We start from the raw sequence: 26,643 nt of genomic DNA, 5'->3' as shown, positions 1-26,643 counted from the left end.
CGCGCTACGCCGCTGGATCAATCCCTGCGGGCGACGCATTCGCAGCGGCATCTGAAATAGACTGCGTCCGGATCACTTCCCCAGGCGTCCCAGCCGGCAAGCGCCGCCTGAATGTCGTCGTCCGTGGCAAGTCCCTTGCCTACAAGCTGCGGCCCGAGAGCGAGCAGGCTGCGCCTCGCATCGGCAACCGCCTCCTTCCGGCTCACCGCGTCCGCGCTGTGGTTGACGTAGCTCGCGCCGGCCCAGACCGGGGTGAAGGCGCGGGTGCGAAGGATGGAGCTTTGCCGCCGGCCGAAGTGAAGCGCCGCCGGATCCTCATGCTCGTACCAGCGCTGCCAGAGATCGAGCGCAAGCCTCACGCCGTCGAGTTCGGGATGGAGAATGTTGCCACCGACATCGGCGTCACGCGTTCCAAGCACCCCGCCCGGCTTCAGCACCCGTCGCGCTTCCGCCAATGTCCGCGTCAGCTTCGGAGGACTCTGATGATAGAGGACCGCGTGGAAGAACACCGCTTCGAAGGATGCGTCGTCAAACGGAAGCGCGGTCATGTCGGCTTCGATGAAGGTCAGGTTCGTCAGGCCTGAACGCGCCGCAAGCCGGTTGGCGGCCGCAATCGCGTTCGGCTCGATATCGATGCCCACCGCCTTGCCGACAATCCCCGCGAGGTCCGCCGTGATGGTCCCGGGCCCGCAGCCCGCATCGAGCAGGACCATGTCCGCCGTCAGGAACGGCACGAAAAAGGCGGCTGAATCGCCACCTCGCTTCTGCTGAAACGCCACGACAGAGCTGTCGTACCGCGTCGTCTGCATGGCGTATCCCCGGGGTGGATTTCGGCGCAGTCGTTCAGACTGCGCCGATTCCATGTCCGATGGATGAAGCCCGCTCAGATCGCGCGCTTGTCCGGTCCCTGCAGCTTCTCATGCAGGTTGATCAGCCACATCGCCGTCGGCCGCAGGATGAAGAGGTCGGCCACGAGGGCCATGACCATCGAGAAGGCGCTGAGCCAGCCGAACAGCCGCAGCGATGGCAGGTCGGAGAACACAGTCACGACGAGGCCGCAAGCCAGCACCACCGTGGTCAGGATCAGCGCAGGACCAACCAGGACGGTGGCGCGCTCGACCGCGAGCGCGGACGAGACCCCGGGCTTGCTCTCCAGCCTGAGGCGGTTGAGGAAGTGGATGGTCGCGCTGAGGCCGAGGCCGAACGAGACGGTGAGCGCCACGACGCTGGCGAATTGCAGGCCCTCGCCCATCGCCCACAGCACCGTGCCTGACATCACCACCGGGAAGATGCCCGGCAGGATGCAGGCGAGCATCACGACCCAGGAGCGGAAGGCCAGGCCAATGAAGATCGCGACCAGCGCGAATTCGACGGTGAGACCGCGGTTCAGCTTCTCGATCATGCTGGCCGAGTTGCGTGCGGCAATGGCGGCAAGACCCGTCACTGCCACCTCGTAGCCGGGATGCTTCTTGCGGACGGCGTCGAGCTCGGAATCGAGCTTGTCGACGATCGGCAGGAGCTGGCTGGAATCCTTGTCCGGCACGCGGCCGGCGACCACGACGGCGTCCTGCTTGGCATCAATGAAGCGCCGCACCAGATGCTCGGGGATGAGATTCACATATTCCTTCAGCGTTGCGACGTCGGCGCTGCCGGCCTTCTCCGCGAGCCAGCGGCGCAGGGTTTCGAGCGACCAGACGTTACCGACGCCAGCGGCCTTCTCCACGGTCGCGTGCACGTCCGCGATGGTCTGCAGCGTCTCCGGCGAATAGAGCGATTCACCCTTGGGGAATTGGATCAGCACGTTGACGGGGTTGGCGCCGGTCAGCTTGGCGTCGAGCCGGTCGCTGGCGGCAACCGCCTGACGCTTGTCCGGCACCTGGTCGGCGAGCCGGTAGCGCGGCTCGAGATTGGCGTAGATGACGCCGAGGCTGCCGACGAACAGCACCGCGATCAGGCTGAACAGGCCGGGCCGGCCCACCATGCGCACCGCGATCCAGTAGCAGAAATTGCGCAGCGCCTGCACGCCGGCATCGGCGCTCTGGAATTTGACGGCAAACATCTTCTCGTTGCGCACGAGCAGCACGCCGAACACCGGCACCAGCGACAGCACCGCAACCAGCGCGATGATGGTCGCGGCAAGGCCCGCCTCGCCGAACTTGCGGATCAGGTCGGAGTTGGAGAACTGGAGCGCGATGAAGGAAATGCCGGCGGTGCCGTGCGTCAGCACGCAGGCCGGGCCCACCACCAGCACCGCGTTCTTGAACGCGGTGAACTTGTCCTGTCCTGCGATCAGCCGGTCGCGCGCCGCGAAGGTGAGCTGCATCGAGTCCGAGAAGCTGATGACCATGATGAGCGGCGTCATCACGTTCAGGAACATGTTGAGATTGAAGTTGGCCCAGCCGAGCGCGCCGAGCGCCAGCAGAATCGCGATCATCGGCGGGAACGCCGCCGCCACCATGAACGAGATTTTCCGGAAGAAGATGATGGCAATGATGCAGCCGGCGAGAATGCCGAGGATGTTGTAGGTGAGCCCGTCGCGCTCGACCGCATTGCGGATCTCGAGCTGCATCACCGGCACGCCGGAGAGTTGGAAGTTGAGGCCGGTCTCGCCGAGATCCTCCTTCATCAGCGCGCGGATGTCGCCGACGGTCTTGCCGAGCTTGCTGGAGGCGACCACATCCGGATCGAGCGAGAGCACGATCAGCGCGAGCGTGCCGTCCTCCGACAGCAGCTTGCCGCGGATGATCTCGTTGGCTTTGACGGTCTCGATGAACTTGTTATAGGCCTCGCCCTCGGGCAGCTCGCCCGGGAACAGTGCCGCCGGCAGCTTGCCCGGCGCAGGCGCCTGGCGCGCGGAGAACAACGAGACCAGCCCGCGCGTGCCTTCGACCAGCTGCAGGTCGGTGACGAAGTCGCGGAGCTTCTCGAGGTTGTTCCGCGCCAGCAGGTTCTTGCCCTCAACCACGACGAGAACGTCGAATTCCTCGGCCGGGAACTTCTTCGTCACCTCTTCGTACTGGCGGAATTCGCGGCTGTTGGAGCGGAAGAGCTGCGACAGCGAATCGTCGATCTTGATTCGCTGGATGCCGAACACGGCGCCGACGATCAACGCGACCAGGATGAGGCAGGAGACGATCGGCGCCCGGACGGCGATCAGCCCGATACGTTCCAGCCCGAAGGCGATGGAGGACGCGGGTCCCTGCTCGACCTTGTCGACATGAACCTCACTCTCGCTGTGCTTTTCGAGCATGCCTTGTCCAGTTCCTGAGTCGGCTCGGGTTATGAGCTTATTGCGCCCCGCGAACGGCCTGAAAACGCCATACTGATGGGAGGCCTTTGAAAACGCGCGGAAAATCGCGGCACGGGGTTTAGCAGGTCCAACCATGGTCTCGCAAGCAGCCGCAAGTCGGCCAAACCGATCAAGATGAGGACATTTTGGCCCCCGATTCCGTTCCTCCGGGCGAGGCTGTGCCAATTCGACGCGGCGCCCGGTCGGCGCTCTCGTCCTTCAGCGCGACCCCGGTGACCTCCCTTGCCAGGCCCTCCCGGACGAGCCAGGCGATCTTGTGGGCCGCTTCGCTATAGCTCAACCCGCCCTGGTGGATGTTCGAGACGCAGTTGCGCTCGGCATCGGTGCGCCCCGGCTTCGGCGCGAAGGTCAGATAGGCGCCGAGACTGTGGGGCGCCGACAGGCCCGGCCGCTCGCCGATCAGCATCACGACCATGCCTGCCCCCAGGATGGCGCCGATCTCGTCGCCGAGCGCCACCCGCGCGCCGGAGGCGACAACGACGTGGCAGATCGCGACGGCATCCTCGGCCGCGAGCCGCGGCAACAGGCTCTTTATCAGCGCCAGCGCATGCGCGTGCACCGCGGTCGGCGACAGACCGTCGCCGATGACGATCGCAAGTCGGCCCGGCTCCGTGGCGGTGCGCGCCAACACCTCGGCGGACGCAGCATCGAGCCGCCGCCCCAAATCCGGCCGCCGCAGATACTCCCCGCGATCGACCGCCCGGCTCATCACCTCGGCGGGCGCGAGGCCGAGCTCGCGGAGTTCGGCGACCAGCCGCGCCGCATCGAAAGCGGCATGCACCGCATCGCGGGCGCGCGCATGATCCAGCGTGAAATCGAGCAGCGGCCCGGTCGGCAGGCTTGCGCCGCTGCGCCCGAGCGCGACGCGCGCAGGCGTAGCGGCGCGCAGATCGCACGTGGCGCGGGCCGGAACGACCGGATCGGGCATGTCGCTCACTCGGCGGGAACGGCAGCCTCGCGCAGCCGCAGCGAGTAGTTCGAGGCGTTCTGCTTTCCGCTGGAGGCGGCACGCGCAAAGGTGATGAGATGATGCGCGACCAATGTGCAGGCGATCAGGCCTTCGAGATCGCCGCGCTTGATGCGCCCGAGCGCAAACTTCCAGAACACGCGCCTGTAGCTGCCCAGCACCCCGACCTTCCAGAAGATGTTCCTGAGCATGACAAGACCGCGCCTGATGTTGGGCCAGGCCTTCATCTCGTCCGGCACGGGCACCTTCAGGCGGTTCGAATAGGTGTGGTCGCACTGATACTGGAAGCGCGCATAGACCTTGGCGGGCTCGTAGGCGACCTCCATGCAGTGCTTCCAGGAAGCGACGACGTCGTCATAGGGCAGCAGGAAGTTGACGTTGGAATCGCGGCCCTCGTCCTCGATCAGGCGCCCTTCCCGCTGCAGCCGGTCCCATAGCGGCGTCTTCGGCAGCGCCTGAAGCAGGTTGATGGTGAGCAGCGGGATCTGGGATTCGTCGACGAAGGCGAGCAGCGCATCGGACGTATTGGGCTTGTCGGTGTCCAGTCCCATGATGATGCCGGACACGACCTCCATGCCGTAGGAGTTGATGGTGCGCACGCCCTCCAGGATCGGGACCATCATGTTGTGGTCCTTGTGCATCGCCTTCAGCGCGTCGGGATCGGGCGTCTCGATGCCGCAGAAGATGGTGATGAAATAGGCCTCCCGCATCTTCTCCAGGATCTCGGGCCGCTTGGCGATGTTGAGCGTCGCCTCACAGGCGAGCCGCACCACATAGCCGGTCTTCTTCTGCCATTCGATCAGGTGCGGCAGGAGGTCCATTGCCGCCTTGCGGTTGCCGATGAAATTGTCGTCGACGAAATAGACCGTGTCGGTCATGCCGCATTCGCGCAGGCGGTCGAGCTCGGCGATGATCTGCTCCGGCGACTTGAGACGTGGGTTGCGGCCGTAAAGGCCCGGAATGTCGCAGAATTCGCACTGATAGGGACAGCCGCTGGAATACTGGATGCTGCCGAGGAAGTATTTCTTCACGTCAGCGAGCTCGTAGGCCGGAATCGGAAATTCCGTCATTGGCACGCGATCCCCGGTCGTCAGCACCACCTGCTGCGGGGGACGGGAGGTGTCGCGGGACAGGATTTCGATCAGCTCGTTGGTGGCGTCGCCAAGCTCGCCGACATGGAGATAATCGAAGGACGGATAGTAGTCGGGGCACGCGCTGACAGAGGGACCGCCGAGCGCAACCGGCAGATCGAACTCATGGGCGCGACGGCAGATGTCGTTCATCTGCTGGCGCTGGATGTGCATGCCGCTGACAAAGACGGCTTCGGCCCACTCGAACTCCTCCTTGGTCGTGCGGCGGAGGTTCTCGTCGACGAATTTGACCTGCCATTCCTTGGGCAGATAGGCGGAGATCAGCAGCAGTCCCTGGGGCGGCATGAATGCCTTCACCCCGTCCGTCAGCGGATAGGAATGCTCGAACGTACCGAACGATGATGTGTAGCGCGGGAAGACGCAGAGGATATGCCGGATCGTTCCGTTGCTCTTAGCGCGCATCGAACTTCCCCCAACAACCACGTTCTACAAATGGTGCAGAATGAACGGTCAGACACATACCGTAACGCTGCGACCGAAATTCCTCAATATTGTGGCACCAGTCTAATTCGTAAGACGCGCCAATGGTTTCGTTGGTTCATTGCCGATCGGTGGCATTTCTGTGCCGGCGAACGCTCACGCGATCAGCCGGGAAGCAAAATCGGGCAGCAGGGCTGCGTCCGCGGCAAGCCGGAAATCGGCCCCTGCAATGCCCGACTGCACCAGCCAGTCGTCGAACTCCGGCGCGCGGCGCAGGCCGAAGACGTCACGGACATAGAGCGCGTCGTGAAAGGAGGTCGACTGGTAGTTCAGCATGACGTCGTCGGCGCCAGGCACCCCCATGATGAAGGTGACGCCGGCGGCAGCGAGCAGCGTCAGGAGATTATCCATGTCGTCCTGGTCCGCCTCGGCATGGTTGGTGTAGCAGATGTCGACCCCGAGCGGCAGGCCGAGGAGCTTGCCGCAGAAATGGTCCTCGAGCCCTGCCCGGATGATCTCCTTGCCGTCATAGAGATATTCCGGGCCGATGAAGCCGACCACGCTGTTGACCAGGAGCGGCGCAAAGGCGCGGGCGACGGCATAGGCGCGCGCCTCGCAGGTCTGCTGGTCGACGCCATGATGGGCGTTGGCCGACAGCGCCGAGCCCTGCCCGGTCTCGAAATACATCACGTTCTGCCCGACCGTGCCGCGCCGAAGCGACAGCCCGGCCTGCTGCCCCTCCTTCAGCAAGGCGAGATCGATACCGAAGCTGCGGTTGGCGGCCTCGGTGCCCGCGACCGACTGGAAGACGAGGTCGACCGGCACCCCCTGCCCGATCAGCGACAGCGTCGTGGTGACGTGGGTCAGCACGCAGCCCTGGGTCGGGATCTTGAGCCGGGCGATGATCTCGTCGAGCAATCGTAACAGCTGCGCGATGACGGCGGGGTCGTCGCTCGCCGGGTTGATCCCGATGCAGGCATCGCCGGCGCCGAGCAGGATGCCGTCGAGGATCGAGGCGGTAATGCCCCTGGCGTCGTCGAAGGGATGGTTGGGCTGGAGCCGCGTGCTCATCCGTCCGTTGAGGCCGATGGTGTTGCGGAAGGCGGTGGTCACCTCGCACTTCCGCGCCGCCAGGATCAGGTCCTGGTTGCGCATCAGTTTCGACACGGCGGCCGCCATCTCCGGGGTGATGCCGCGCGACAGTCGATTGAGGGCCTCGGGCGTCGCCGCATCCGACAGCAGCCAGTCGCGGAAGGCCCCGACCGTGAGCGAGGCCACCGGCGCAAAGGCTGTCGTGTCATGGCTGTCAAAGACGAGGCGAGTGACCTCGTCGGACTCATAGGGGATGACGGCCTCCTGGAGGAATTGCCCGAGCGGGACGTCGGCGAGCGCCATCCGCGCCGCGATCATCTGCTCGGCGCTGTCGGCCGCGATCCCGGCCAGCCGGTCCCCGGAGCGCGGCGGCGTGGCCTTGGCCAGGAGGTCGCGCAGGTCGGGGAAGGTATAGGTCGTGGCGTCGATGGTGTGGCGGTAGACCAAATGCCCCTCCGGGGTTTGTCGGCCTATGGCCGACTCCAAATCGATCGTTTGAAGGCGGTCCTGGCGTCAGGACATACGCGCTCGGCGCCCGCCAGGCACGCCGATGCTTGCGGCACGCCTCCCGATCCTCGCACGGACTCGCCGGTGAGACCAAGGCAATGAAATAGCTCGATTTTCCTTCGACCAAAGGCGAATGCAAGGGACCGTCGCGTTAACGCTGCATCCATCTTCATTCTGCATAGTTTTGCATCAATTTGACACGCCCCCCGCTCACCGGCCATCGACGGCCTCTTCGGGCCCCTGACACCATGACAACCGACCGATCTGGGAATGCCGCCGGCTTGGCAGGCCGTTTCACGCTTGCGACCAAGCTCTATGCGATTTTCGCGCTGTTTGCCCTGCTCACGGCGGGAATCGCGATGCTGTCCGATTACAACAGCCGCCGCAGCGCCGAACTGACCGCCGCGATCGAGACGGCGAACGCGGCCGCGCTGAACGTCGAGCGCGTCAACTCGCTGGTCTATGCCGTGGTGATGGAATCCCGCGGCGTCTACATGTCGACCGACCCGGCCGTGGTGAAGAAATACGGCGAAGGCCTGCTCAAGTTCAATGCGCAGATCCTGGACGTGGTCAAGCGGTGGGAGACCATCGTCAAGGCCGACGATGCCGATCAGTTCGCCACCTTCAAGAAGCGCATCGAGCAGTTCGTCGAATTCCGCCAGGAGCTGGTCCGCCGCGCCAACGAGATCAGCCCGGCCGCAGGCCGCGAATGGGGCGACAACGACGCCAACCGCTCCGTGCGGTCGGCCCTGAACAAGGATCTCGAAGCGCTCTCCAAGGTCTATGCCGAGCGTGCGAAGCAGATCTCGCTGGAGACCGAGACCAACCGCAGGCTGTCCTTGGTGCTGACCTGCCTCGGCGGTCTCGCGCTGGCGCTGGTCGTCATCGGCATCATCATCATCGCCCGCTCGATCGCCCGTCCGCTTTCGGCGATCACCGCAACCATCAAGCAGGTCGCCGACGGCGCACAAAACGTTACGGTGCCGCACACGGAGCGGGCAGACGAGATCGGCGCGCTGGCCCGTGCGATCCAGGTGTTCCAGGAGGCCATGGGCCGCAACCGCAATCTCGCTTCGCAGGTCTCGCAGGAATCCGCCTCGCGCGAAGAGCGTGCGCGCCATATCGAAACATCGGTCGAGGCGTTTCGCGACGCGATCGGCGCGGTCATGCGCGGCCTCACCGACAACGCCTCCGTCATGCGCGAGACCGCGCAGACGATCACGCGCGTCACCGCAAACGCGAGCAGCCGCGCCGGCACGGCAGCGAACGCCACCGAGCAGGCCTCGCACAACGTCACTGCGGTGGCGGGAGCGGCCGAGGAGCTGTCGGCGTCCGTCGAGGAGATCGGCCGCCAGGTGCGGCAGTCCGCCGGCGCCGTCGAGCAGACCGGCCAGCGCACCGAGAAATCGATCGCCGAGATCGAGAGCCTGGCGGCGGCCACGCAGCGCATCGACGGCGTGCTCAACCTGATCCAGGCGATCGCCGAGCAGACCAATTTGCTCGCGCTAAATGCCACGATCGAAGCCGCCCGCGCCGGTGACGCGGGCCGCGGCTTTGCCGTCGTCGCGCATGAGGTGAAGGCGCTCGCAGGGCAAACCGCGAAGGCGACCGCCGAGATCAGCGAGAACGTCAGCATGATCCAGGCCTCGACACGCAACGCGGTGGAGGCCGTGCGCGAGATCGGCGGCGCGGTGCGCGAGATCAACGAGGTCACCTCGGCAATCGCCGGCGCCATCGGCCAGCAGGACTCCGCCACGCGCGAGATCTCCTCCAACGCGCAATCGGCGGCGCAGGGCAACGAGACCCTCGTCGCCAACATCACCTCGCTGCGCGACGCCATCGGCGAGACCGACACCGCGGCAGCCTCCGTGCTGACGCAGGCGAGCAGCCTGACCGCAACCGCGGAGACACTGTCGCGCGAGGTGGAGAAGTTCTTCCAGAACTTGCGCTCAGGGGCGGCAGACAGCCGCGTTGCCAAGGCGGGATAGCAGCGCGTCCACCGCCGCCAAGTTGGCGGTGGGCTCGCCCTCACAAAAATTTCGAAAACAACCCCATGCAAAGTAGGATTGTCTGCTGGGCGCCACGCCCTCGGCGACCTCGCGACGTTTGACACGTCGGGCAAAACACCAGCACAATGCCATCATGGCGGCGGTACACCTCCCCGAACCCAGCCCTCCCGCCCTGAACTCCTCCTTAAACCAGCCCTCCAGGGGTGTGCTGTTAGCCCGCCAAGGCATGCCACAGCTCATCGGCCGTCTGATTTCGACAGTCGGGTGACCGGAACAGTCTGATCTCTATTGGTATGTCCAATTGCTCAGGTCCGGCGCGGACGAGACGCCCCTGCTCGACATCGTCCTTTGCGAGCGTTTGCGGGAGCCAGGCGACACCATGACCCTCGCGGGCCATGGTCATCAACGTCGCGGCGAGGTGCGACGTGAAGCCGGTCTCCAGGTTTGCCAGCGCATTGTCGCCTGTCTGATGGGCTGAGAGGATGCGGCCGAGGCCGGAGGCATGACTGTATGAGAGCAGTCGTACTGGACGAGCAGGAGAGGCGGGCAAAGGCCATGCCGGTCGACCATCGGAGGTAGGCGCGCACAGAGGCACTAGCCGATCGTCGCCGATCCGGATGCTCTGGAAGCGGTCGGGCTCGAAGCGGGTCGGCGCCTCCCGATGATAGTGGCACAGCAGGAAGTGGACCTCCCCGCTCACCATGATCTGCTCGCAAGCTTCCATGCTTTCCGAGATCAGGCTGAGAGCTCCGAGCCTCTCAAAGCGGAGGTTCCGAATCCATTGAGGGAAGAACGTAAATGAAAGCGCGTGTGTTGCTGCCATGGACAGCGCGACCGTGTTTCGCTCGCCAACGGACCGGGTGTCGCGCCGCGCCCGCTCCAGGCTGCGGATCATCTCTTCGGCCAGGGGCTGAAAGTGGATTCCCGCAGGCGTCAAGCTTGCCCCCTGGGCGCCACGCACGAAGAGCGGTGTTCCGATCCAGTCCTCCAACGCGCGAATCCGCCGGCTGAAAGCCGGTTGCGTCACGTTCCGCGCGTCCGCCGCCCGCGAGAAGCTCTTCAGTTCCGCGAGCGCCGAGAAGTCCTTGAGCCAGTCGAGATCCATGTCGATGCCGTTTGCGCATCAGCCGAACCGATCATGGCATTGGCCAATAAGCCCTGTCCAGCAGTACCCATCCGCGCAGCTCCCCAACGAGCAGCCCTCTGAGCCCTCGGTCAGAGCGAAGACAGGAGAACACCATGCGTATCGTCGACGTCCGCGAAATCACCAAGCCGATCTCATCGCCGATACGGAATGCCTACATCGACTTCTCGAAGATGACCGCCAGCCTCGTCGCGGTGGTGACCGACGTCGAACGTGCTGGCCGGCGCGTCGTTGGCTACGGCTTCAATTCGAACGGCCGATACGGCCAGGGCGGGCTCATCCGCGAGCGCTTCCGCAATCGCATCCTCGAAGCGGATCCCAAGAGCATCCTGAACGACGCCGGCGACAACCTCGATCCGCACAAGCTCTGGGCGGTGATGATGAGCAACGAGAAGCCCGGCGGCCACGGTGAGCGCTCGGTCGCGGTCGGAACGCTCGACATGGCGATCTGGGACGCCACGGCCAAGATCGCCGGCAAGCCGTTGTTCAGGTTGCTCGCCGAGCAGAAGGGACGCGAAGCCAATCCCCGTGTCTTCGTCTACGCCGCCGGAGGCTACTACTACCCGGGCAAGGACAACACGGCGCTGCGGGCCGAAATGCGCGGCTATCTCAATCGCGGCTACAACGTCGTCAAGATGAAGATCGGCGGCGCGACGATCGACGAGGATCAGCGCCGCATCGAAGCTGTGTTGACCGAGATCGGGTCGGAGGCGCAGCTGGCCGTCGACGTCAACGGTCGCTTCGATCTCGAGACCGGCATCGCCTATGCCAAGATGCTCCGCCAGTACCCGCTGTTCTGGTATGAGGAAGTCGGCGATCCGCTCGACTATGCGCTTCAGGCGGCGCTCTCGGAGTTCTATCCCGGCCCGATGGCGACCGGCGAAAACCTGTTCTCGCACCAGGATGCGCGCAACCTTCTGCGCTACGGCGGGATGCGGCCTGACCGCGACTGGCTCCAGTTCGACTGTGCACTGTCGTATGGTCTGGTCGAATACCTGCGCACCCTCGACGTGCTTCATCAATTCGGCTGGTCGCCGTCGCGCTGCATCCCGCACGGCGGCCACCAGATGTCCCTGAACATCGCCGCCGGACTCGGGCTCGGCGGCAACGAGAGCTATCCGGATCTCTTCCAACCCTACGGTGGGTTTCCGGATGGCGTGAAGGTGGAGAACGGGCACATCGTCATGCCCGAGCTTCCGGGAATCGGCTTCGAAGGCAAGTCGGATCTGATCAAGGTCATGCGCGAACTGGCTGAATGAGCTCCCTGACATGCGACATGCGGCCTTAAAGGCCGCATCTGCATTGTCCATCCGACCATCGGTCGGTCTGGTTCTCCAAGCAGACGTTGAAAGCCGAACCGAACTTCCTGCCCTCGCCCCCTCCACGGACTAGGCGTGCACTCATAGATCCGATCAGGCAGCAGCGCGCGTCGTTGATCGCTGACCGGCCTCCCGCCGATGTGGAAATGGCCCGCTGCCGCATGCCTGACTGCGCCAACATCGGCTCGAGGAGGCCATGAACATGCTGCGGGAAACCGACGAGTCGGTTGTCTCGATAGCCGCGGCGCTTGGCTACTCCTCGCAGACCCCCTTCGCTGCAGCATTCAAGAGCTGACGGGCGAAACGCCGAGCGATTGGCGGAGGCGCCGCGTTAGCAGCAATTTCTCTACAGGGACGGCAATCGCTCTGGGGCGGTCGAATATCTGGTTCGCTAAACATCGCAAGTCCACCCCATTCGGACGGAGACAAACGATGGACTGGAAGCATCTTGCAATTGCACCGCGCCGGAAAGCCGTCGCAACGGCGCTTTGTCGGCATGTACGCCGCCCTCTCCTCCGCCCGCCTGCGCGCACCTGTCTCGATCTCGGCGAGGCCGGCGCGCTGTTCACGCGCGAGCGCAAGGTGGAGATGGTCGGCGACGTCGCCAAGAACACGAAGCAGGAAATCGACACCGTCTGGATCTATCCGCCCAAAGCCGAGCGCGCCGCTGCGCTCAGCTCGGCCGGTCCGGAACGCGTGACCAGCCGCTAGAGCCGCGAGGCGATGACGGCCGCGTTGCCTGGCTGCGCGACCCGGTCAACCACGATCAGCCAGAAGCCAGATTGAAACAGGAGACAGACATGAACCTGCACAACACCTCAGACCCCGTTGCATCGAAACCCGAAGAGCTCGTTCCGTCGCGCTACGCAGTGCAGGTCGGCGAGATTGACGTGCTGGTGGTCAGCGACGGCGTGCTGCCGCTGCCAACCACCATGTTGGCGCACAACGCCGCCCCGGCCGACCGGGCGACCTGGCTGCACGACATGTTCCTGCCATCGGACGCTTTCGACTGGGCGCTGAATTCCGTCATGGTCCGTAGCGGCGGCAAGACCGTCCTCATCGACGCTGGACTGGGGTCCGACCCGAACCTGAACTTGCCGCGGGCCGGACAGTTGATCAAACGACTGGAAGCCGCCGGCATCGATCTTGCGTCCGTGACCGACCTCGTGCTGACCCACATGCACATGGACCACATTGGCGGGCTGCTCGTCGACGGGGTGAAGGAGCGGCTGCGCAAAGACCTGCGGATCCACGTGGCGGCCGCCGAGGTCAAATTCTGGGAGTCGCCTGATTTCACTCACACCAACATGCCGCAGGGTTTCCCGGATGCACTCCGGTCGGCCGCCAAGCGGTTCGTGAAGGAGTACGGCAGTCAGCTGCGGCAGTTCGATGAGAAGCACGAGGTTGCGCCGGGCGTCGTCGTCCGTCGCACCGGCGGTCACACCCCCGGCCACAGCGTGGTTCGCGTAGCATCCGGCGGCGACGCGCTGACGTTCGCCGGCGACGCCGTGTTTGCTGTCGGCTTCGACCAACCCGACTGGCACAACGGTTTCGAACACGACCCCGAGGAGGCGGCGCGCGTTCGGGTCCGTCTTTTGCGAGAGCTTGCTGAGACCGGCGAGATGCTGGTGGCCACTCACCTTCCGTTCCCGTCCGTTGGCCGGGTGGCAGTTGAGGGTGACGCCTTTCGTTGGGTGCCGGTCTTCTGGGACTACTGACCGCTTGTTGAGCTAGGGTCGAACTAGGGCGCGCACTCATAGCGTTGATGAGTTCACGCCCTGGTTTCCGCGCTGCCGATTGCGGTCCCGACCGAATTTACTGTCCAGGTCGGCCGTGCTGCACCTCTTTCGCTTACGATGTTCAACCAACCGGTCCGGGGATCCAAGAGTCGCCGGAAAGCGGCATAACTCTTACATCAGAAATCACGCCGAGTTGCAGGCTTGGATCGAAATGGCGCATCGTCCGCTCGTTGAGGTCAATGATGCGGCCAGGTCTTAGCGGCCCCACGTCGTTGATCTTGACGATGACCTTCTTGCCGACGGCCTCGACGAGGGCAAACTTCGGCTTCGCGCCAAATTGGACCCCACCAAATTTCTGACGCAAACTCGTCTTGATGGCAGCCGCCCAGACGGAGGGATCATATCGCTCGCCGGAGGCGGTACTCGGGCCGCCCTCCTCCTTGCCCGGCTTGAACGGATTGTACATGGAAGCTTTGCCAACGATCGCATCCCCAGAGGCGGCATTGACGACAGCGCTTGAATGAATTCCACCTGCTTCACTTCGAGCAACGGTAACAGAAACGGCAAGCGCAACCACAGCGCCGCAAATTGCGGCGCTCGAGCGGAACACCATTATATCTCCTTTGATTTTCGATCGTCCGGTTCCCGATGCCGCAAAACATGGTCAAGCGAACGCGGAAGCGTTCAGGAACTTGCGCCAAGCTTTTGCGGATTCGAGCCAACCCCTTGGCTACGGAACCGTTGCGGGAACCAGAGCGCTCCCTGCGCAGTGTTTTGGTTATCGCCGTCTAAGACAGAGATTGCGTCAGCAGCATGACCGCGAAGAACCACGCGCGAATGTCTCGACCACCGGGTCTCACGAGACCAGCGGTAAGAGTGCACTCCGCAATATCGAGCTCGAAATCCCCATAAGTCCCGTGAAGGGATCATCCAGCTCCAAGATCAGAAAGATCGCACTGGCAAACGACAGCGCGCATACAAACAGCGAGATCATGACGACCACATTCGTCCGCACAAAAAGGGTGGCGCTCACGAAGATCGCGCTTAGCCAAAACACCACAATGACCAGAAAAGGCGTCGGTATCGAACTGCCGACCTGCGTGAATAACCGCAGTCGCATCTGCGCACCTTCCGTGAAAGCCGCAATAGCGCGAGACTGCAGGGAACGTTGCATATCGTTGTTCGGCGACAGCCGTTCGAGCTCACTATAGAATGCCCACGCCTCTACGCTGGGCTCGAAGCGCGTGGGTTTCCCGGTTGAGTTCGCTTGCTCGTGCCAAATGCGATCAGCCATCGGTGGTATGCTCTGCCGCAGGAGTTTTCGGAGCGAGGTTGCTTCCGGCCCGTATTGCGTAACCAGATCGTCCAGCAGGATGATCGTTGCGGTCAACTGCCTGACCTGGTTTTCCTTCTGGTCGAACGTCGTTTTTGCGGACGCGATCAACAGACCAAGTACGAGTGCGGTCAGCGTACCAATCAGGCCCGCGGTCAACTTTACGACGTCCCTGGAGTCCGAGTGCAAGTGATGTTCCGACAACAATTTCCGAACGGCCATCCCAGCCAGGGCGCCGCCAAACATCAGTGCGAACACAAGCAACGAAATCAATAGATTCATCATATCTGCGAATGCCCCCACCATCCCGGTGACCAAGCTGAGATCGCGCGCACGATCGCCAGACAATACGAGCGCCGCGCCAGTCCTTCACGAAGAGCGGTCGATCCATCCTAGCCCCGATTATGCGGACTTGTCTAAATGCGGGCGCGTATGAGACCATTCTCCGGCCGCAGGGAGAACCGCGACCATGGAAATCAAACTGCCAGTCGTCGCGCTGCTCGCGATGATCGTGCCGGGACAAGCGCGCGCAGTGCTCACCGACGCCGAGGCGACGTTCCTCGACCAACTCGTCACCGCAGCCGCGGTGCTCGAACAACGATGCGCCGGCTTCGAGGTCAATGGTGCCGGCGGCGTTCAACTCGGCGCCAGACTTCTCGGCAGCACTGATGCCGCGATGGCGATGATCGACGCCTATGCCGCCGCCATAAAGGCCCACGATGGCAAGGCTTACGATCCAGGTAAATTCCGCCCCGAAGTGCTCGAGGCGGCGAGCAAAACGTCCAAGCGACTTCAGGCGCACTTGATCAAGAACCCGAAAGAGGCCTGCGCCGATTATGGCGATACCAGCGTGGCGCGCGGTCTGCTGAGACGGTACTGAACAGTCTTCGCATCTTGGCCCGCCATGTCGTGCTTCGTCCTCGGATCAGCTCGCCCTGGCAAGTCGGCGAAGGGCCACTGGCGGAGGTTTGCCCGCGCAGCTAGACTTGCGTGGCTTGCGCCCGGCGCATCTCTACCCGTGATCCGGCATGATTGACCGTCTGACGCGTATTGCACCCGGATTGACAAAGCTCTTGTCCTACAGTTTTGCCGAAGACTTTCGGCATGATCTGTTGGCAGGGGTCTCTGTTGCCGCAGTGGCGTTGCCGGTCGCGATCGCCTACGCGCAGCTGGCGGGCTTCAATCCCGTCGTGGGGCTTTATTCGAGCATTCTGCCGCTGGTCGCGTACGCCATCTTCGGCACTTCACGGCAGATGATCGTCAATCCCGATGCCGCGGTGTGCGCCATGGTCGCCGCCGCGGTAGCTCCGCTTGCGGGTGGAAATGCCGAATTATACTGGTCGCTGTCGGTTGCAGTTACGTTTCTGGCCGGCATGTTCTGCATTGCAGCGAGTTTTTTCCGGCTCGGAGCGCTGGCGGAATTTCTCTCCAAGCCGATCCTTGTCGGACTTTTGAATGGCGTCGCAATTTCGATCTGCCTCGGGCAAGCCGGCAAGCTTCTCGGCTTTTCCATCGAATCCAAAAGGATCATTCCGCAACTGCTCGAGATCTTCGCCAAGCTTCCCCAGACGCAGGTTCCGACGCTGATCGTGGGAGCGGCAAGCCTGGCAATATTGTTTGGGCTGGCGCGCTGGGTGCCGCGACTTCCGACTGCTCCGATCATATTGATCGCCGCCGGCGCTGCGGTCGCCCTGTTCGGGCTCGACCGGTATGGCGTAGCGATTCTGGGGCCGGTTCCTGGGGGTGCGCCGCCGTTGCGATGGCCCAGATTTCCAGAAGACGACATACCATCCCTCCTCGGCAGCGCGGCGGGGCTCGCGCTCGTGCTGTTTTCGAGCGGCATGCTGACGGCGCGCAGCTTTGCGTCGAAGGGTGGGTACGAGATCGACGCTGATCGTGAATTGGCAGCCTTTGGTGCTGCGAATCTCGCCTCAGCCTTGTCTCAAGGATTCGCCGTAACTGGCGCCGACTCGCGCACGGCGGTAGCCGTTGCAGCCGGCGGCCGCACCCAGGTGACCGGCCTGGTCGCTGCGGTCACGATCACCGCAGTGTTGCTGTTTTTGACGGGCCCCTTGCGATACGTGCCGATTGCTGCCTTGGGCGCGCTGCTTGTTTTCGCTTCAATTTCGCTCTTCGACATACGAACGCTACGCGAAATCTGGAGCATCGATCGAACCGAGGTCGGCCTCGCCGTGATCACTACGCTGGGAGTGGTCGCGCTGGGCGCCATCAACGGAATCCTCATCGCGGTGGGGCTGGCCCTGGTCCGCTTCGTCAAGCTGACCGCACGGCCGAGGGACGAAGTCCTGGGAACAGTCGAAGGGCTTCCCGGTCTGCATTCGATCGAACGACATCCGAACGCCAGAACGTTTCCGGGTCTCGTGCTCTACCGCTTCGATGGCCCGCTGACCTTCTTCAATTCCGATTACTTCAAGATGAGGGCGCTTGCGGTAGCCGAGGCCGCAGGCCCGGACCTTCGATGGTTTGTGATTGATGCAATTCCAGTCAGCCAGATCGACACGACCGGCCTGTATGCGCTTCGCGACTTGCGGGAAAAGCTGGAAGCGCGCGGAGCGTCCCTGATACTCGCCGGGCGCAAGGCCGAATTTCTCGAGTGGTTTCGTGAAGCCGGTCTCTACCGGCCGGAACATGAAACATGGATCCTCCCGACACTACGCCAGGCCCTGAAGACCTATCTGCGGGCGGCGCAACGGTAGGCAGACCCAGTCATTGATCTGGATCAATCGGACGTGTGCCAAGCTCACTTTGGTGCAGGACGCACCCCGCTGGCCGCCACTTCGGCGGGAGCGAACGGGCAGCAATACCAGCAGCTGCCCGCGCTTCGTTGGCTCTCTTCATCGAAAACGTCCGACGCGTGCCGGGCCACGTTTCATAAACGAGAATCCGGCGGAGAACGACAAGGATGGGTGGCGAGAGGTACAAGATACCTATCAAAACTATCGCAAGCGATTGGATGCTTGACGCCAAGGTAAGTGGCTTTGCGACTTGCCAAGCGAGGCCACCATGTCTGTCGTTCAAGCAGAATTACCGCAGCCGGTCGAGCAACGCCTTTGCTTGCTTTAGATCCCGCGTTTCGAAGCCCTCGGTGAACCAGCCGTAGATGGGTGCCAGCAGGTCGAGCGCTTCCTCGCGCCTGCCCTGATCAAACCACAAGGCGGCAAGGTCCATCGCAACTCGAAGTTCGAGGGCCTTGGCTTGTTGGCTCCTCGCAGTCGTCAATGCGTGATCGAACAGTGATTGCGCCTCGGTGCCGGCCTCCGGTTCCGCGCGGACGAGCAACACTCGGGCTTTCAGTCGATACAGTTCGGCCTCAAATATCCGTTCGCTATTGCGGCTGGTTGTGGCGAGGCCCTGCTCAATCAGCTCCAGCGTCGCCTCGCCTTGATGGCTCGACAACAAGGCCGGACTCAGGAGCACGTACAGCGCCGTGATGCCGAGCTGATAGCCCGCGCTGCGATATTCGTTCATTGCAGTCTGGATTTCCGCGAGCGCAGCGGACGAAGGATCAAGGAAGGTGGCGCTTATCCCCCGAACGGCGCGCGCCAATCCTCGCCACTGCCGGAATCCGTGCTCTTCCGACAGGGTGAGGCAACGCTCGGCATAGCGGCGTGCAATCAGGAATTCGCCTCGAAGAGCGTAGAGAATGGACGCATAATAGCATCCATAGGCCTGCGAATGCGGATGACCAATGGCGTCGGCGCGCTGAATGGCGGCATTTAGACGTGCGAGCGCCGTATCGGTGCGGCCCAGCAGCCAGAGTGTCCATGACATCAGGGCAAGGTCGGCCACGCCCGCATCCTGGCCGGCGGCACGCGCCGCCAATCTGTCCTGCTCACTGCTCGCCTCGAACGCTTCGTAGGCCCGTTCGATCACTTCGTGGGCGCCTGTGAGATGTCCCATGAAAAGGCGAATCATCCCTTGCCCACGCATCGCATTGAGCAATGTCGGTCGATCGTTCCGTGTCTCCGCGAGATCGAGCAGCGCCGCGATCATTTCCTCGGCAACCGGCAACTCACCACGAATGACACTCGCGGTGGTCAACCAAAACATGATTTGCAGGTGCTCGGGGGGATCTTCGAGACGCTGGCAGAGCTCGCGCGCACGAGCGAAGGTCGCTACCGCATGGGGCGCGGCCGGCCCCTGGGTAGCGATTAGGCAGGGTCCCAACGCGAATTGGAAATCAAGCTCCAGCCTGTCCTTCGGTACGCCGTCGGCCAAATGAGCGGAGACCTCGATGCCTTTCCGCAAGTGTGCGATGGCTTCGAGATTGGCGGAGCGCATGGCCGCCTTCTTGCCCGCCTGGAGCCAATATTCCCCGGCCTTTTCGAACAGTCCTGCCTCCGTAAGGTGGAGCGCGAGAGTCTCGGGTTGAGCCTCCACGATTTCCGGGAACCGTTGCTCGAAGACGTCTGCGATGGTGGCATGCAGCGCCGCGCGTCGGCTCTTCAACAGTCCCGATTCGGCGGCGTCCCGCACGAGCACATGCTTGAAGGTATAGACTGCCCGGGGAATCTCGCCCCGGCAGAATATCAGCTCCGCCCGGACCAACTGGGCAAGCGCCTCCTCAAGCGTCTGCCTCGGCAACTCGGCAACGGCGCTCAGCAGTTCGTAGGAGAATTCGCGCCCTACGACGGCGCCGATCTGAGCCACGTACTTCACCGGGGCCAGCCGGTCGAGTCTGGCCATCAGCGATGCGCTCAATGTCGTTGGAATCGCCATCGAGGGTAGCGGATGGCTGAGCGTGTAATGGTCGTCCCTCTCCTGCAACAGTCCGGTTTCGAGCACGGCCTTGGTCAGTTCCTCGACGAACAGGGGCACGCCATCGGTACGGGCGAGGATTTGGTCCATGACCTCCTCCGGGAGTGTCTTGCCCGCAGTGACGCGCTCGACCAGTGCCGCCCCGTTGCGCCGGCTCAGTCGTGTGAGCGAAATCGTCGTCACATGTGCATGACCAGGCCACGGCGGCGTGAACTCCGGTCTCGCCGTGACGAGCAGCAGCACTCGAAGCCGCGGCAGCTTTTCCAGCGCAACCGTGAGCAGCTCCAGCGAAGTCGGGTCCGCCCAATGGGCATCTTCAAAGATGATGAACACTGGCTGTCGCGCCGACAATGCCTCGAGCTGAGCCAAGAACGCCGCCAGCGTCACCTCCTTGCGCTTCTGCGGACTCAGCTCAGGCAGGCGGTAGCGGTCGCTGACCGGCACCGACAGAAGGTTGGCCAGAGCCGGCACCACAAGGTCTGGGTCAGCACCGGACCGCAAGAGCAGAGTTTCCAGCTTGGCAAACTTCTCGGACGGCGTCTCGCCTCGCTCGAACCGGGCAGCACGTTCGAGGTTGGCGATGAATGGAAACAGCGCACTGTTGGTATGGTGCGCCGAACAGAAATGACGCACCGTAATGTGTGGTTCGGCTCGAAGCCGCTCTTGAAGCGCCAGCGCGATGTGCGACTTACCGATTCCTGGCTCTCCAGTTAGAACCACAACGCAGCCTTCGCCTGACGCGGCATGCCGCCAGCGCCGCGACAGCAGCTCGACCTCCTCGTCACGCCCGATGAGCGGTGTCAATCGAGTCTTGTGCTGCGCCTCGAAGCGGCTTTCCACTCCGCTTATACCGAGCACCTGCCAGGCAGGTATCGGCACAGCCCAACCTTTGAGAGCGATAGAGCCGACATCACGGTACTCGAAATACCCATCGGTGAGCTGGTGCGTACTCTCGGAGATCAGCACCATACCGGGCTCGGCAAACTGCTGCAGGCGAGCAGCCAGATTCGGCGTTTCACCAATCACCGCCTGCTCCTTGGCAGCGCCTTCACCGGTCAGATCGCCCACGACGACCATTCCGGTGGCGATGCCAACGCGGACCTGTAGTTTCGTACCGATATCCGTCTGGAGACTGGCCACGGCATCGACCAGCGACAGCCCCGCGCGTGTCGCCTGCTCGGCATCGTCCTCGTGGGCCTGGGGATAGCCGAAATAAGCAAGCACGCCATCCCCCATGTACCGCGCGATGACGCCCTCATTCCGGGCGATAACATCCGCGATGCAGTCGTGATAGGCGCCGATTACCGAGCGCAAGTCCTCCGGATCCAGTCGGGCCGAAAGTGCCGACGAGTCCACGAGATCGCAAAACATGACCGTGAGTTGGCGCCGCTCGGCGCTGTCCCGCGGCGCTGGTTTGGCGGCCGTTCGGGCTGATACAACAGCTTCACTCTTGAGTTCTGCAATCGCGCGCAGAATCTTGCGCCGGTGCCCAAGTAGGACGCCGAGGTCCTTGAGGTCCTGCTCAGTGAGATCGCTGACGACCGAGAGATCGATGGCGTTCTCGGCGAAACGCTGGGCGTACTCTCCCAAACCAATCGATGATAGCCACTCCGCAATACCTGCCATGGCATACCTATGGGCTATACAATGAGAATAGCACATTGGAGAGGCATGCGAAGGCACATCTGTCGATGGAGGAGCCGACGCCGGACCTTGTCGCAATTTAACACGGTGGGCCAGCCGAGAAGTGGACGCGGCAGAGCGATTTCTGTCAGGGGAGGATAACGGCCCTACTCGATCACGCCACCGCGCTTGATCAGCTCCTTGCCGACCGCGGCGAGGTGCACCTGGTCGGGGCCGTCGCCGATACGGATGAAGCGGGCGTAGACGTAGGCGCGGGCGAGGAAGGTGTCCTGCGAGACACCCGCAGCGCCGTGGATCTGGATGGCGCGGTCGATCACCCGCGCGGCCATGCTGGGCACCACGATCTTGGCCGCAGCGATCAGGTCGCGCGCGGCCTTGTTGCCCTCGCGGTCCATCTTGTCGGCGGCCTGCAGCGTGAGCAGCCGCGCCTGCGCGATCTCGCAGAAGGAGTGCGCGATGTCCTCGCGCACCGAGCCCTGTTCGGCCAGCGGCTTGCCGAAGGCGACGCGCGAGACCGCGCGCTGGCACATCAATTCCAGTGCGCGCTGGGCGCAGCCGATCAGCCGCATGCAATGGTGGATGCGGCCGGGCCCGAGCCGGCCCTGCGCGATCTCGAAGCCGCGCCCCTCGCCGAGCAGGATGTTCTCGGCCGGCACGCGGACATTCTCATAGACGATCTCGGGATGGCCGACCGGTGCGTCGTCATAGCCGTATGTCAGCATGTCGCGCACGATGCGCACCCCTGGCGTCGCCTTCGGCACCAGGATCATGGATTGCTGGCGGTGGCGGTCGGGATGATCGGGCGCGGTCTTGCCCATCACGATCAGGATCTCGCAATCCTCGTTCATTGCGCCGGAGGTGAACCACTTGCGGCCATTGATGACGTAGTCGTCGCCGTCGCGCCGGATTTCGCATTGGATGTTGGTGGCATCGCTGGAGGCGACCTGCGGCTCGGTCATCGAGAAGCCGGAGCGGATGCGTCCCTCCAGCAGCGGCTTCAGCCAGCGCTCCTGCTGCGCTTGCGTACCGTAATGGCTAAGCACCTCCATGTTGCCGACATCGGGGGCCGAGCAGTTGAAGACCTCGGGCGCCCAGAGGATGCGGCCCATGATCTCCTTCACCGGGGCATATTCGAGATTGGTGAGCCTTGAATTGGTAAGGTCTGGGCCGTGCTCGCCCGACAGGAACAGATTCCAGAGCCCCTGCTCGCGCGCCAGCCGCTTCAGGTCCTGCAGGATCTGCGGCGTCCGGTAGCGCGCGGGCTCCGGCTTGACCTGCTCGTAATAGAGCTCCTCGACCGGCTCGACATGCTGCCGCATGAACTGGCGGACGCGCTCCTGGAGCTCCAGCGAACGTTCGGAGTGTTGAAAGTCCATGCGTCCTCCCGTTCGCTTGTCGGCGCGTCAGGTACCGCGCAACAGTTCGCTCGCCACGATCCAGTCGGTGCCGTCGAACTGGAGCATATAGCCGTCCTTGATCGGGCGGAAATCCTGCGGCGTGGTGTTGAGCGTGATGCCCGGCATCAGAAGCGACAGCGGCACCTTCTTCAGGTTCGCCGCCTGCGCCATGATGTTCTCGCGCGTCAGATTGTCCTTGCACTGCTTGAGCACGACCACCAGCGCCTCGGCGACGGTGTAGCCGTAGAGGCCGGCGACGTTGTTGACGTCGGCACTGGGCAGGCGCCGCTTCATGAAATCGATATAGGCCGACATCGCCGGATCGTCCTTCGGCTCGGCCACGAACGGCTTGAGCGACCCGAGCGAAAGAACGCCCTTGCCGGCATCCAGCCCCGCCGGCACCATGACCGTCGCCTTGTTGGCGCAGCCGCTGGCGAGGAAGCGCTGTGGCTGCCAGCCGACCTCATGGGCCTTTCGGATCGCCTGCGCGCAGGCGCGCGGCGTCACCGAATAGATCATGAAAACGTCCGCCTTGGTGTTGGCGAGCGTCAGCACCTGGGAGTCGACGGTCGGGTCGGTCACCTCGAAGCTGGAGGCCATCGCGATCGCCTTGTCGGCATCCGCACCGAGCGCCTCCTTGACGCCACGCAGATATTCCTTGCCGGCGTCGTCGTTCTGGTAGAGCACCGCGAACCGCGCACTTGGGTTCTTGGCGCGGGCATAGGCGACGTCGATCGCGGCCTCGCTGGTGTAGTTCGGCGCCCACGGCAGCGCCATCGACCACGGCATGTTGGCTGGATCGTTCCATTTCGAGGCCGAGCTGATCAGAAAGAGCTGCGGCACCTTGTTGCTGTTGAGGTATTTCGCGATCGCCGAACTTGGCGCCGTGCCCATGGTCGCGAAGATGAAGGCGACACCGTCGCCCTCGACCAGCCGCCGTGCTGCTTCCATGGTCTTGGGCGGCGAGAACGCATCGTCGAGCGAGAGCAGGTTGAGCTTGCGGCCGTTGACGCCGCCCTTCTCGTTGACCTCGTCGAAATAGGCCGCGATGACCTTGCCGGTGATGCTGAGCGGCGACGCCGGCCCGCTGTAGGGCATGGTGTTGCCGATCTTGATCTCGGTGTCGCTGACCCCGGGACCATAGGATTTTTGCGCGGAAACGGGCGTGGACAGACTGACGGCAGCAAGCGCTGCGGCCAGGGCCAAAGCGGCTTTCATGGTTTCTCCCCAGTGGTCTATCGCTCGCGCGACGCGGCGAATGCGCGGCGTGCTGCCTTTTGTCAGCGCGTCAGCTCACCGGAGTTCCACAAAACGGTCTTGCGTCGAGTTGCTGGTCTAGCCGACACCTCGCTTCGAGCCGGCATAGGAGCGCCGCAGCAAGGCAAACAGGCTGCCGCCCGTCGCGGCGCCGAGCAGGTAGACCACCAGGGTCTGGACCGCGAGCGGCAGGCTGAGATTCATCCTGAAGAAGGAGATCGTCACCGTCTCGAAATTCTGCGCGGCAAAGATCATCGTCGCCGCAGCGAATAGCACGATGACGGCGATGTGAAACCACCGCATCACGATCCCCCTTCGTCGTCGCGGGCCTAGTGGCGATGCCGCATGCTGAAGCCCAGGCTGACCCAGCCGGCGCCCGCCATGATCAGGTCGATGCCGAGGAACAGGCCGAGGATGTAGACGCTGTTCACCGGCCAGCGCGCCAGGATCAGTAATCCGAGCAGCAGCGTGATGACGGCCGACAGCGCCACCCAGACCCAGGGGCTTTCGCGCTTCATGCTGAAGGCGAGAAACAGCCTGATGGCGCCCGAGGCGATCAGCGACGCGCCCAGGAAGAGCGTCAGCAACACGGCCGCAAACAGTGGGTTTTCGAAGGTCAGGAAGCCCGCGATGACATAGAGCACACCGAGCAGGGCCCAGATCAAAAACTTGCCCCAGCTCTTCATCTGAAACGCGCCGATCACCTCGGTCACGCCGGCGACGATCATCATCACGCCGACGATGAGCACACTCGCCACCGTCGCCATCACCACGCTGCCGAGCGCGATGAAGCCGGCGATGAGATAGACGACGCCGAGGGCGACGATCCATCCCCATTTGCTGTGCAGCGCGGCAATGCCGGTGCCCAAGCCCAGATTCTGAGGCGTATCCGAAGCAGTTGTCATGACGGCCACTCCCGCACATGCGAAGCCCGGAGGCAGGCGCCAGGATAGCACGGGCCACGCCGGGACAATAGCCAGCAGAACAGCCCTCGGCCGCGCCGACCTTGACGCAAATCAAGACTAAATGGCGCACTACGTGCGCGCCCGCTCCATCTCGAGCTCGGCCTTCAGACTGTCGAGATCGCGATAAATTGAAGCGACCGCCAGCACGCGGCCGCCCTTGCGGTACTTCAACAGGCAGTCCTTTCCGGCGATGCTGCCATCGACCAGGATGTCGTCAAAGCTTTCGGCGTGACCGAGATAGTTGATCGGCACATCATAGTGCTGGGACCAGAAGAACGGCACGGCATCGAACCGCTCGCGCCGGCCCAGCATGTTGCGCGCCGCAGTCTGGCCCTGGCGCTCGGCGACGACCCAATGCTCGACGCGGATGCTCTCGCCCGAATGTGGATCAGGCCAGCGCGCGATGTCACCGGCGGCGAAGATGCCGGACGCGCTGGTTTCGAGATAGGCGTCCACCGTCAGGCCACGATCGATCGCAAGGCCCGCCTGCTCGGCAAGGCCGAGGCGAGGCCTCACGCCAACACCGGTCACGACGAGGTCCGCCTCGATGACGCCGCCGCTCTTCAGCGTCGCACGCGCGCCGTCGAAGCGCACCACCGTATCCCCAAGGTGGAAATTGACGCCGTTCTCCTCATGTAGCGCACGGACGAACTCGCCCATCTCGGGTCCGAGAATGCGTTCCATCGGCCGCTCCTCCGGCGCGACCACATGGACCTCGAGCTTGCGCGCCCGCAAGGAGGCGGCGACCTCGAGGCCGATGAAGCTGGCGCCGATCACCAGCGCGCGTCTGGCGCCGCCGGCGGCCTTGATGATGGCGCGGCTGTCGGCAACCGAACGCAACGCGTAGATGTGCGGCTGGTCGGCGCCCGCGATCTGCAAGGTCACGGGCTCGGCGCCGGTTGCGAGCAGGAGCCGGTCGAACGGGAGCTTGTCGCCATTGCCCAGCGTTACGCTGCGCGCCTTCGGATCGATCGCGGCAACGGCGGTGTTGAGGCGGAGGTCGATCCCGGCATCCCGGTAGTAGTCCTCAGGCCGAAGCGGCAGCCAGTCCTCCGGTGCATTGCCGGCGAGATAATCCTTGGACAGGTTCGGCCGGTCGACCGGCGTCGCGCCATCATGGCTGAGCATGGTGATGGCGCCGGCAAATCCCTCGCGCCGGAGCATCTCGGCCGCGGCAAATCCGGCAGCACCGCCACCGACGATGACGAACCTGTCTGGCGTCGGCGCCACCAGATGCGGCGCGGCAGGCGTCGGCGCCGCGCGCTTGCGGTGCACCACGATCCTCTCTTGCTTGCGCTCGACCTCCCAAACGGCCAGCGCATTGAGCGCCGGCGCGCGAACCGCCTCGCCGGTCCGCAAGGAGAAGCAGGCATGATGCCAGGGACAACGGATGGTGTCGTCAACCACCAGCCCGTCTGCGAGCGGACCATGATAGTGACTGCAACTGGGCTCAATCGCGACCACCTCCGCGCCGAGGTGCACCAGCAACACATCTTCGTCGCCGACATGGCCGAGCAACTTGCCGTCCTTGAAGTCGGTCGGCAAGACGCCTTGCGTCAGATCGGGCCCGCTCGGTTTTTTCTCCTCGGTCATGGCGTCGTCTCCTTGCT

At 63.7% G+C, this 26,643-nt stretch carries 19 protein-coding genes and 2 pseudogenes; 7 read left to right on the top strand and 14 right to left on the bottom strand.

What is annotated here, in order from left to right; genetic code table 11:
* Positions 1-17: 17 nt before the first annotated feature.
* The 5 genes from K289_RS47670 to K289_RS0104540 form a co-directional block, all read right to left on the bottom strand.
* On the bottom strand, positions 18-809 hold the full coding sequence (locus K289_RS47670; RefSeq protein ID WP_051310486.1) for a class I SAM-dependent methyltransferase: 792 nt from the start codon (positions 807-809) through the stop codon (positions 18-20).
* Between the two features lie 74 nt (positions 810-883).
* On the bottom strand, positions 884-3,250 hold the full coding sequence (locus K289_RS0104555) for an RND family transporter (protein ID WP_027550405.1): 2,367 nt from the start codon (positions 3,248-3,250) through the stop codon (positions 884-886).
* Between the two features lie 169 nt (positions 3,251-3,419).
* Positions 3,420-4,238 (bottom strand): ethanolamine ammonia-lyase subunit EutC, encoded by an 819-nt coding sequence (eutC, locus tag K289_RS43870; protein ID WP_051310493.1) that lies wholly within the window; start codon positions 4,236-4,238, stop codon positions 3,420-3,422.
* Between the two features lie 5 nt (positions 4,239-4,243).
* Positions 4,244-5,830: a B12-binding domain-containing radical SAM protein gene (locus K289_RS0104545; protein ID WP_027550404.1), complete on the bottom strand. Its 1,587-nt coding sequence runs from the start codon at positions 5,828-5,830 to the stop codon at positions 4,244-4,246.
* Between the two features lie 174 nt (positions 5,831-6,004).
* Positions 6,005-7,387 carry an ethanolamine ammonia-lyase subunit EutB gene (locus K289_RS0104540; protein WP_027550403.1) on the bottom strand — a complete coding sequence of 461 codons (1,383 nt, stop codon included), beginning with the start codon at positions 7,385-7,387 and terminating at the stop codon, positions 6,005-6,007.
* 308 nt (positions 7,388-7,695) lie between these two features.
* Between K289_RS0104540 and K289_RS0104535 the strand changes: the two genes are divergently transcribed.
* Positions 7,696-9,435 (top strand): methyl-accepting chemotaxis protein, encoded by a 1,740-nt coding sequence (locus tag K289_RS0104535; protein WP_027550402.1) that lies wholly within the window; start codon positions 7,696-7,698, stop codon positions 9,433-9,435.
* A gap of 232 nt (positions 9,436-9,667) precedes the next feature.
* Here K289_RS0104535 and K289_RS0104530 read toward each other — a convergent pair whose 3' ends face one another.
* A complete protein-coding gene (locus K289_RS0104530) occupies positions 9,668-10,561 on the bottom strand; it encodes a LysR family transcriptional regulator (protein ID WP_027550401.1) in 894 nt (297 codons plus the stop codon).
* 134 nt (positions 10,562-10,695) lie between these two features.
* Here K289_RS0104530 and K289_RS0104525 point away from each other — a divergent pair, with 134 nt between their 5' ends.
* The 4 genes and pseudogenes from K289_RS0104525 to K289_RS0104510 all read left to right on the top strand — a co-directional run bounded on the left by K289_RS0104525 (position 10,696) and on the right by K289_RS0104510 (position 13,637).
* Positions 10,696-11,859 (top strand): mandelate racemase/muconate lactonizing enzyme family protein, encoded by a 1,164-nt coding sequence (locus tag K289_RS0104525; protein ID WP_027550400.1) that lies wholly within the window; start codon positions 10,696-10,698, stop codon positions 11,857-11,859.
* A 229-nt stretch (positions 11,860-12,088) separates the two neighbouring features.
* Positions 12,089-12,246: pseudogene (locus K289_RS48420) on the top strand (helix-turn-helix domain-containing protein); the annotation flags it as partial.
* Positions 12,247-12,447: 201 nt separating this feature from the next.
* Positions 12,448-12,630: pseudogene (locus tag K289_RS48415) on the top strand (NAD(P)/FAD-dependent oxidoreductase); the annotation flags it as partial.
* A gap of 89 nt (positions 12,631-12,719) precedes the next feature.
* A complete protein-coding gene (locus K289_RS0104510) occupies positions 12,720-13,637 on the top strand; it encodes an MBL fold metallo-hydrolase (protein WP_035683806.1) in 918 nt (305 codons plus the stop codon).
* Between the two features lie 142 nt (positions 13,638-13,779).
* On the opposite strand, the gene K289_RS43865 is transcribed toward K289_RS0104510, so the two are convergent.
* Together K289_RS43865 and K289_RS0104500 are read right to left on the bottom strand one after the other, a co-directional pair.
* Complete coding sequence (locus K289_RS43865; RefSeq protein WP_027550397.1) at positions 13,780-14,271, bottom strand: septal ring lytic transglycosylase RlpA family protein; 492 nt, start codon at positions 14,269-14,271, stop codon at positions 13,780-13,782.
* 243 nt (positions 14,272-14,514) lie between these two features.
* Positions 14,515-15,339 (bottom strand): DUF4239 domain-containing protein, encoded by an 825-nt coding sequence (locus tag K289_RS0104500; RefSeq protein WP_156917790.1) that lies wholly within the window; start codon positions 15,337-15,339, stop codon positions 14,515-14,517.
* Positions 15,340-15,460: 121 nt separating this feature from the next.
* On the opposite strand from K289_RS0104500, the gene K289_RS0104495 reads away from it, so the two are divergent.
* Together K289_RS0104495 and K289_RS0104490 are read left to right on the top strand one after the other, a co-directional pair.
* Positions 15,461-15,871 (top strand): hypothetical protein, encoded by a 411-nt coding sequence (locus tag K289_RS0104495; RefSeq protein WP_027550395.1) that lies wholly within the window; start codon positions 15,461-15,463, stop codon positions 15,869-15,871.
* Positions 15,872-16,019: 148 nt separating this feature from the next.
* Positions 16,020-17,708: a SulP family inorganic anion transporter gene (locus K289_RS0104490; RefSeq protein WP_027550394.1), complete on the top strand. Its 1,689-nt coding sequence runs from the start codon at positions 16,020-16,022 to the stop codon at positions 17,706-17,708.
* A 328-nt stretch (positions 17,709-18,036) separates the two neighbouring features.
* On the opposite strand, the gene K289_RS0104485 is transcribed toward K289_RS0104490, so the two are convergent.
* The 6 genes from K289_RS0104485 to K289_RS0104460 all read right to left on the bottom strand — a co-directional run bounded on the left by K289_RS0104485 (position 18,037) and on the right by K289_RS0104460 (position 26,626).
* Positions 18,037-21,396, bottom strand: coding sequence for an adenylate/guanylate cyclase domain-containing protein (locus tag K289_RS0104485; RefSeq protein ID WP_027550393.1), 3,360 nt, complete (start codon positions 21,394-21,396; stop codon positions 18,037-18,039).
* Between the two features lie 164 nt (positions 21,397-21,560).
* Complete coding sequence (locus K289_RS0104480) at positions 21,561-22,790, bottom strand: acyl-CoA dehydrogenase family protein (RefSeq protein WP_027550392.1); 1,230 nt, start codon at positions 22,788-22,790, stop codon at positions 21,561-21,563.
* Positions 22,791-22,817: 27 nt separating this feature from the next.
* Complete coding sequence (locus K289_RS0104475) at positions 22,818-24,029, bottom strand: ABC transporter substrate-binding protein (protein WP_027550391.1); 1,212 nt, start codon at positions 24,027-24,029, stop codon at positions 22,818-22,820.
* Between the two features lie 117 nt (positions 24,030-24,146).
* Entirely contained in the window at positions 24,147-24,371 is a 225-nt protein-coding gene (locus K289_RS0104470) for a hypothetical protein (RefSeq protein WP_027550390.1), read from the bottom strand.
* A gap of 26 nt (positions 24,372-24,397) precedes the next feature.
* Positions 24,398-24,973, bottom strand: a complete 576-nt coding sequence (locus K289_RS0104465) for an HdeD family acid-resistance protein (RefSeq protein ID WP_027550389.1) — start codon at positions 24,971-24,973, stop codon at positions 24,398-24,400.
* 129 nt (positions 24,974-25,102) lie between these two features.
* Positions 25,103-26,626 carry an FAD-dependent oxidoreductase gene (locus tag K289_RS0104460; RefSeq protein ID WP_027550388.1) on the bottom strand — a complete coding sequence of 508 codons (1,524 nt, stop codon included), beginning with the start codon at positions 26,624-26,626 and terminating at the stop codon, positions 25,103-25,105.
* Between the last annotated feature and the right edge of the window lie 17 nt (positions 26,627-26,643).

This window comes from Bradyrhizobium sp. Cp5.3 (assembly GCF_000426265.1).
Classification (GTDB): domain Bacteria; phylum Pseudomonadota; class Alphaproteobacteria; order Rhizobiales; family Xanthobacteraceae; genus Bradyrhizobium; species Bradyrhizobium neotropicale.
The sequence above is the reverse complement of the archived record's forward strand: the minus strand, read 5'-3'. Positions and strand labels throughout refer to the sequence as shown.

Coding starts and splice junctions, on each gene's coding strand:
- K289_RS0104535 (WP_027550402.1), top strand. CDS start 7,696: ATGACAACCGACCGATCTGGGAATGCCGCCGGCTTGGCAGGCCGTTTC.
- K289_RS0104485 (WP_027550393.1), bottom strand. CDS start 21,396: ATGGCAGGTATTGCGGAGTGGCTATCATCGATTGGTTTGGGAGAGTAC.
- K289_RS43865 (WP_027550397.1), bottom strand. CDS start 14,271: ATGGTGTTCCGCTCGAGCGCCGCAATTTGCGGCGCTGTGGTTGCGCTT.
- K289_RS0104480 (WP_027550392.1), bottom strand. CDS start 22,790: ATGGACTTTCAACACTCCGAACGTTCGCTGGAGCTCCAGGAGCGCGTC.
- K289_RS0104465 (WP_027550389.1), bottom strand. CDS start 24,973: ATGACAACTGCTTCGGATACGCCTCAGAATCTGGGCTTGGGCACCGGC.
- K289_RS0104495 (WP_027550395.1), top strand. CDS start 15,461: ATGGAAATCAAACTGCCAGTCGTCGCGCTGCTCGCGATGATCGTGCCG.
- K289_RS0104525 (WP_027550400.1), top strand. CDS start 10,696: ATGCGTATCGTCGACGTCCGCGAAATCACCAAGCCGATCTCATCGCCG.
- K289_RS0104460 (WP_027550388.1), bottom strand. CDS start 26,626: ATGACCGAGGAGAAAAAACCGAGCGGGCCCGATCTGACGCAAGGCGTC.
- K289_RS47670 (WP_051310486.1), bottom strand. CDS start 809: ATGCAGACGACGCGGTACGACAGCTCTGTCGTGGCGTTTCAGCAGAAG.
- eutC (WP_051310493.1), bottom strand. CDS start 4,238: ATGCCCGATCCGGTCGTTCCGGCCCGCGCCACGTGCGATCTGCGCGCC.
- K289_RS0104545 (WP_027550404.1), bottom strand. CDS start 5,830: ATGCGCGCTAAGAGCAACGGAACGATCCGGCATATCCTCTGCGTCTTC.
- K289_RS0104530 (WP_027550401.1), bottom strand. CDS start 10,561: ATGGATCTCGACTGGCTCAAGGACTTCTCGGCGCTCGCGGAACTGAAG.
- K289_RS0104475 (WP_027550391.1), bottom strand. CDS start 24,029: ATGAAAGCCGCTTTGGCCCTGGCCGCAGCGCTTGCTGCCGTCAGTCTG.
- K289_RS0104470 (WP_027550390.1), bottom strand. CDS start 24,371: ATGCGGTGGTTTCACATCGCCGTCATCGTGCTATTCGCTGCGGCGACG.
- K289_RS0104490 (WP_027550394.1), top strand. CDS start 16,020: ATGATTGACCGTCTGACGCGTATTGCACCCGGATTGACAAAGCTCTTG.
- K289_RS0104510 (WP_035683806.1), top strand. CDS start 12,720: ATGAACCTGCACAACACCTCAGACCCCGTTGCATCGAAACCCGAAGAG.
- K289_RS0104555 (WP_027550405.1), bottom strand. CDS start 3,250: ATGCTCGAAAAGCACAGCGAGAGTGAGGTTCATGTCGACAAGGTCGAG.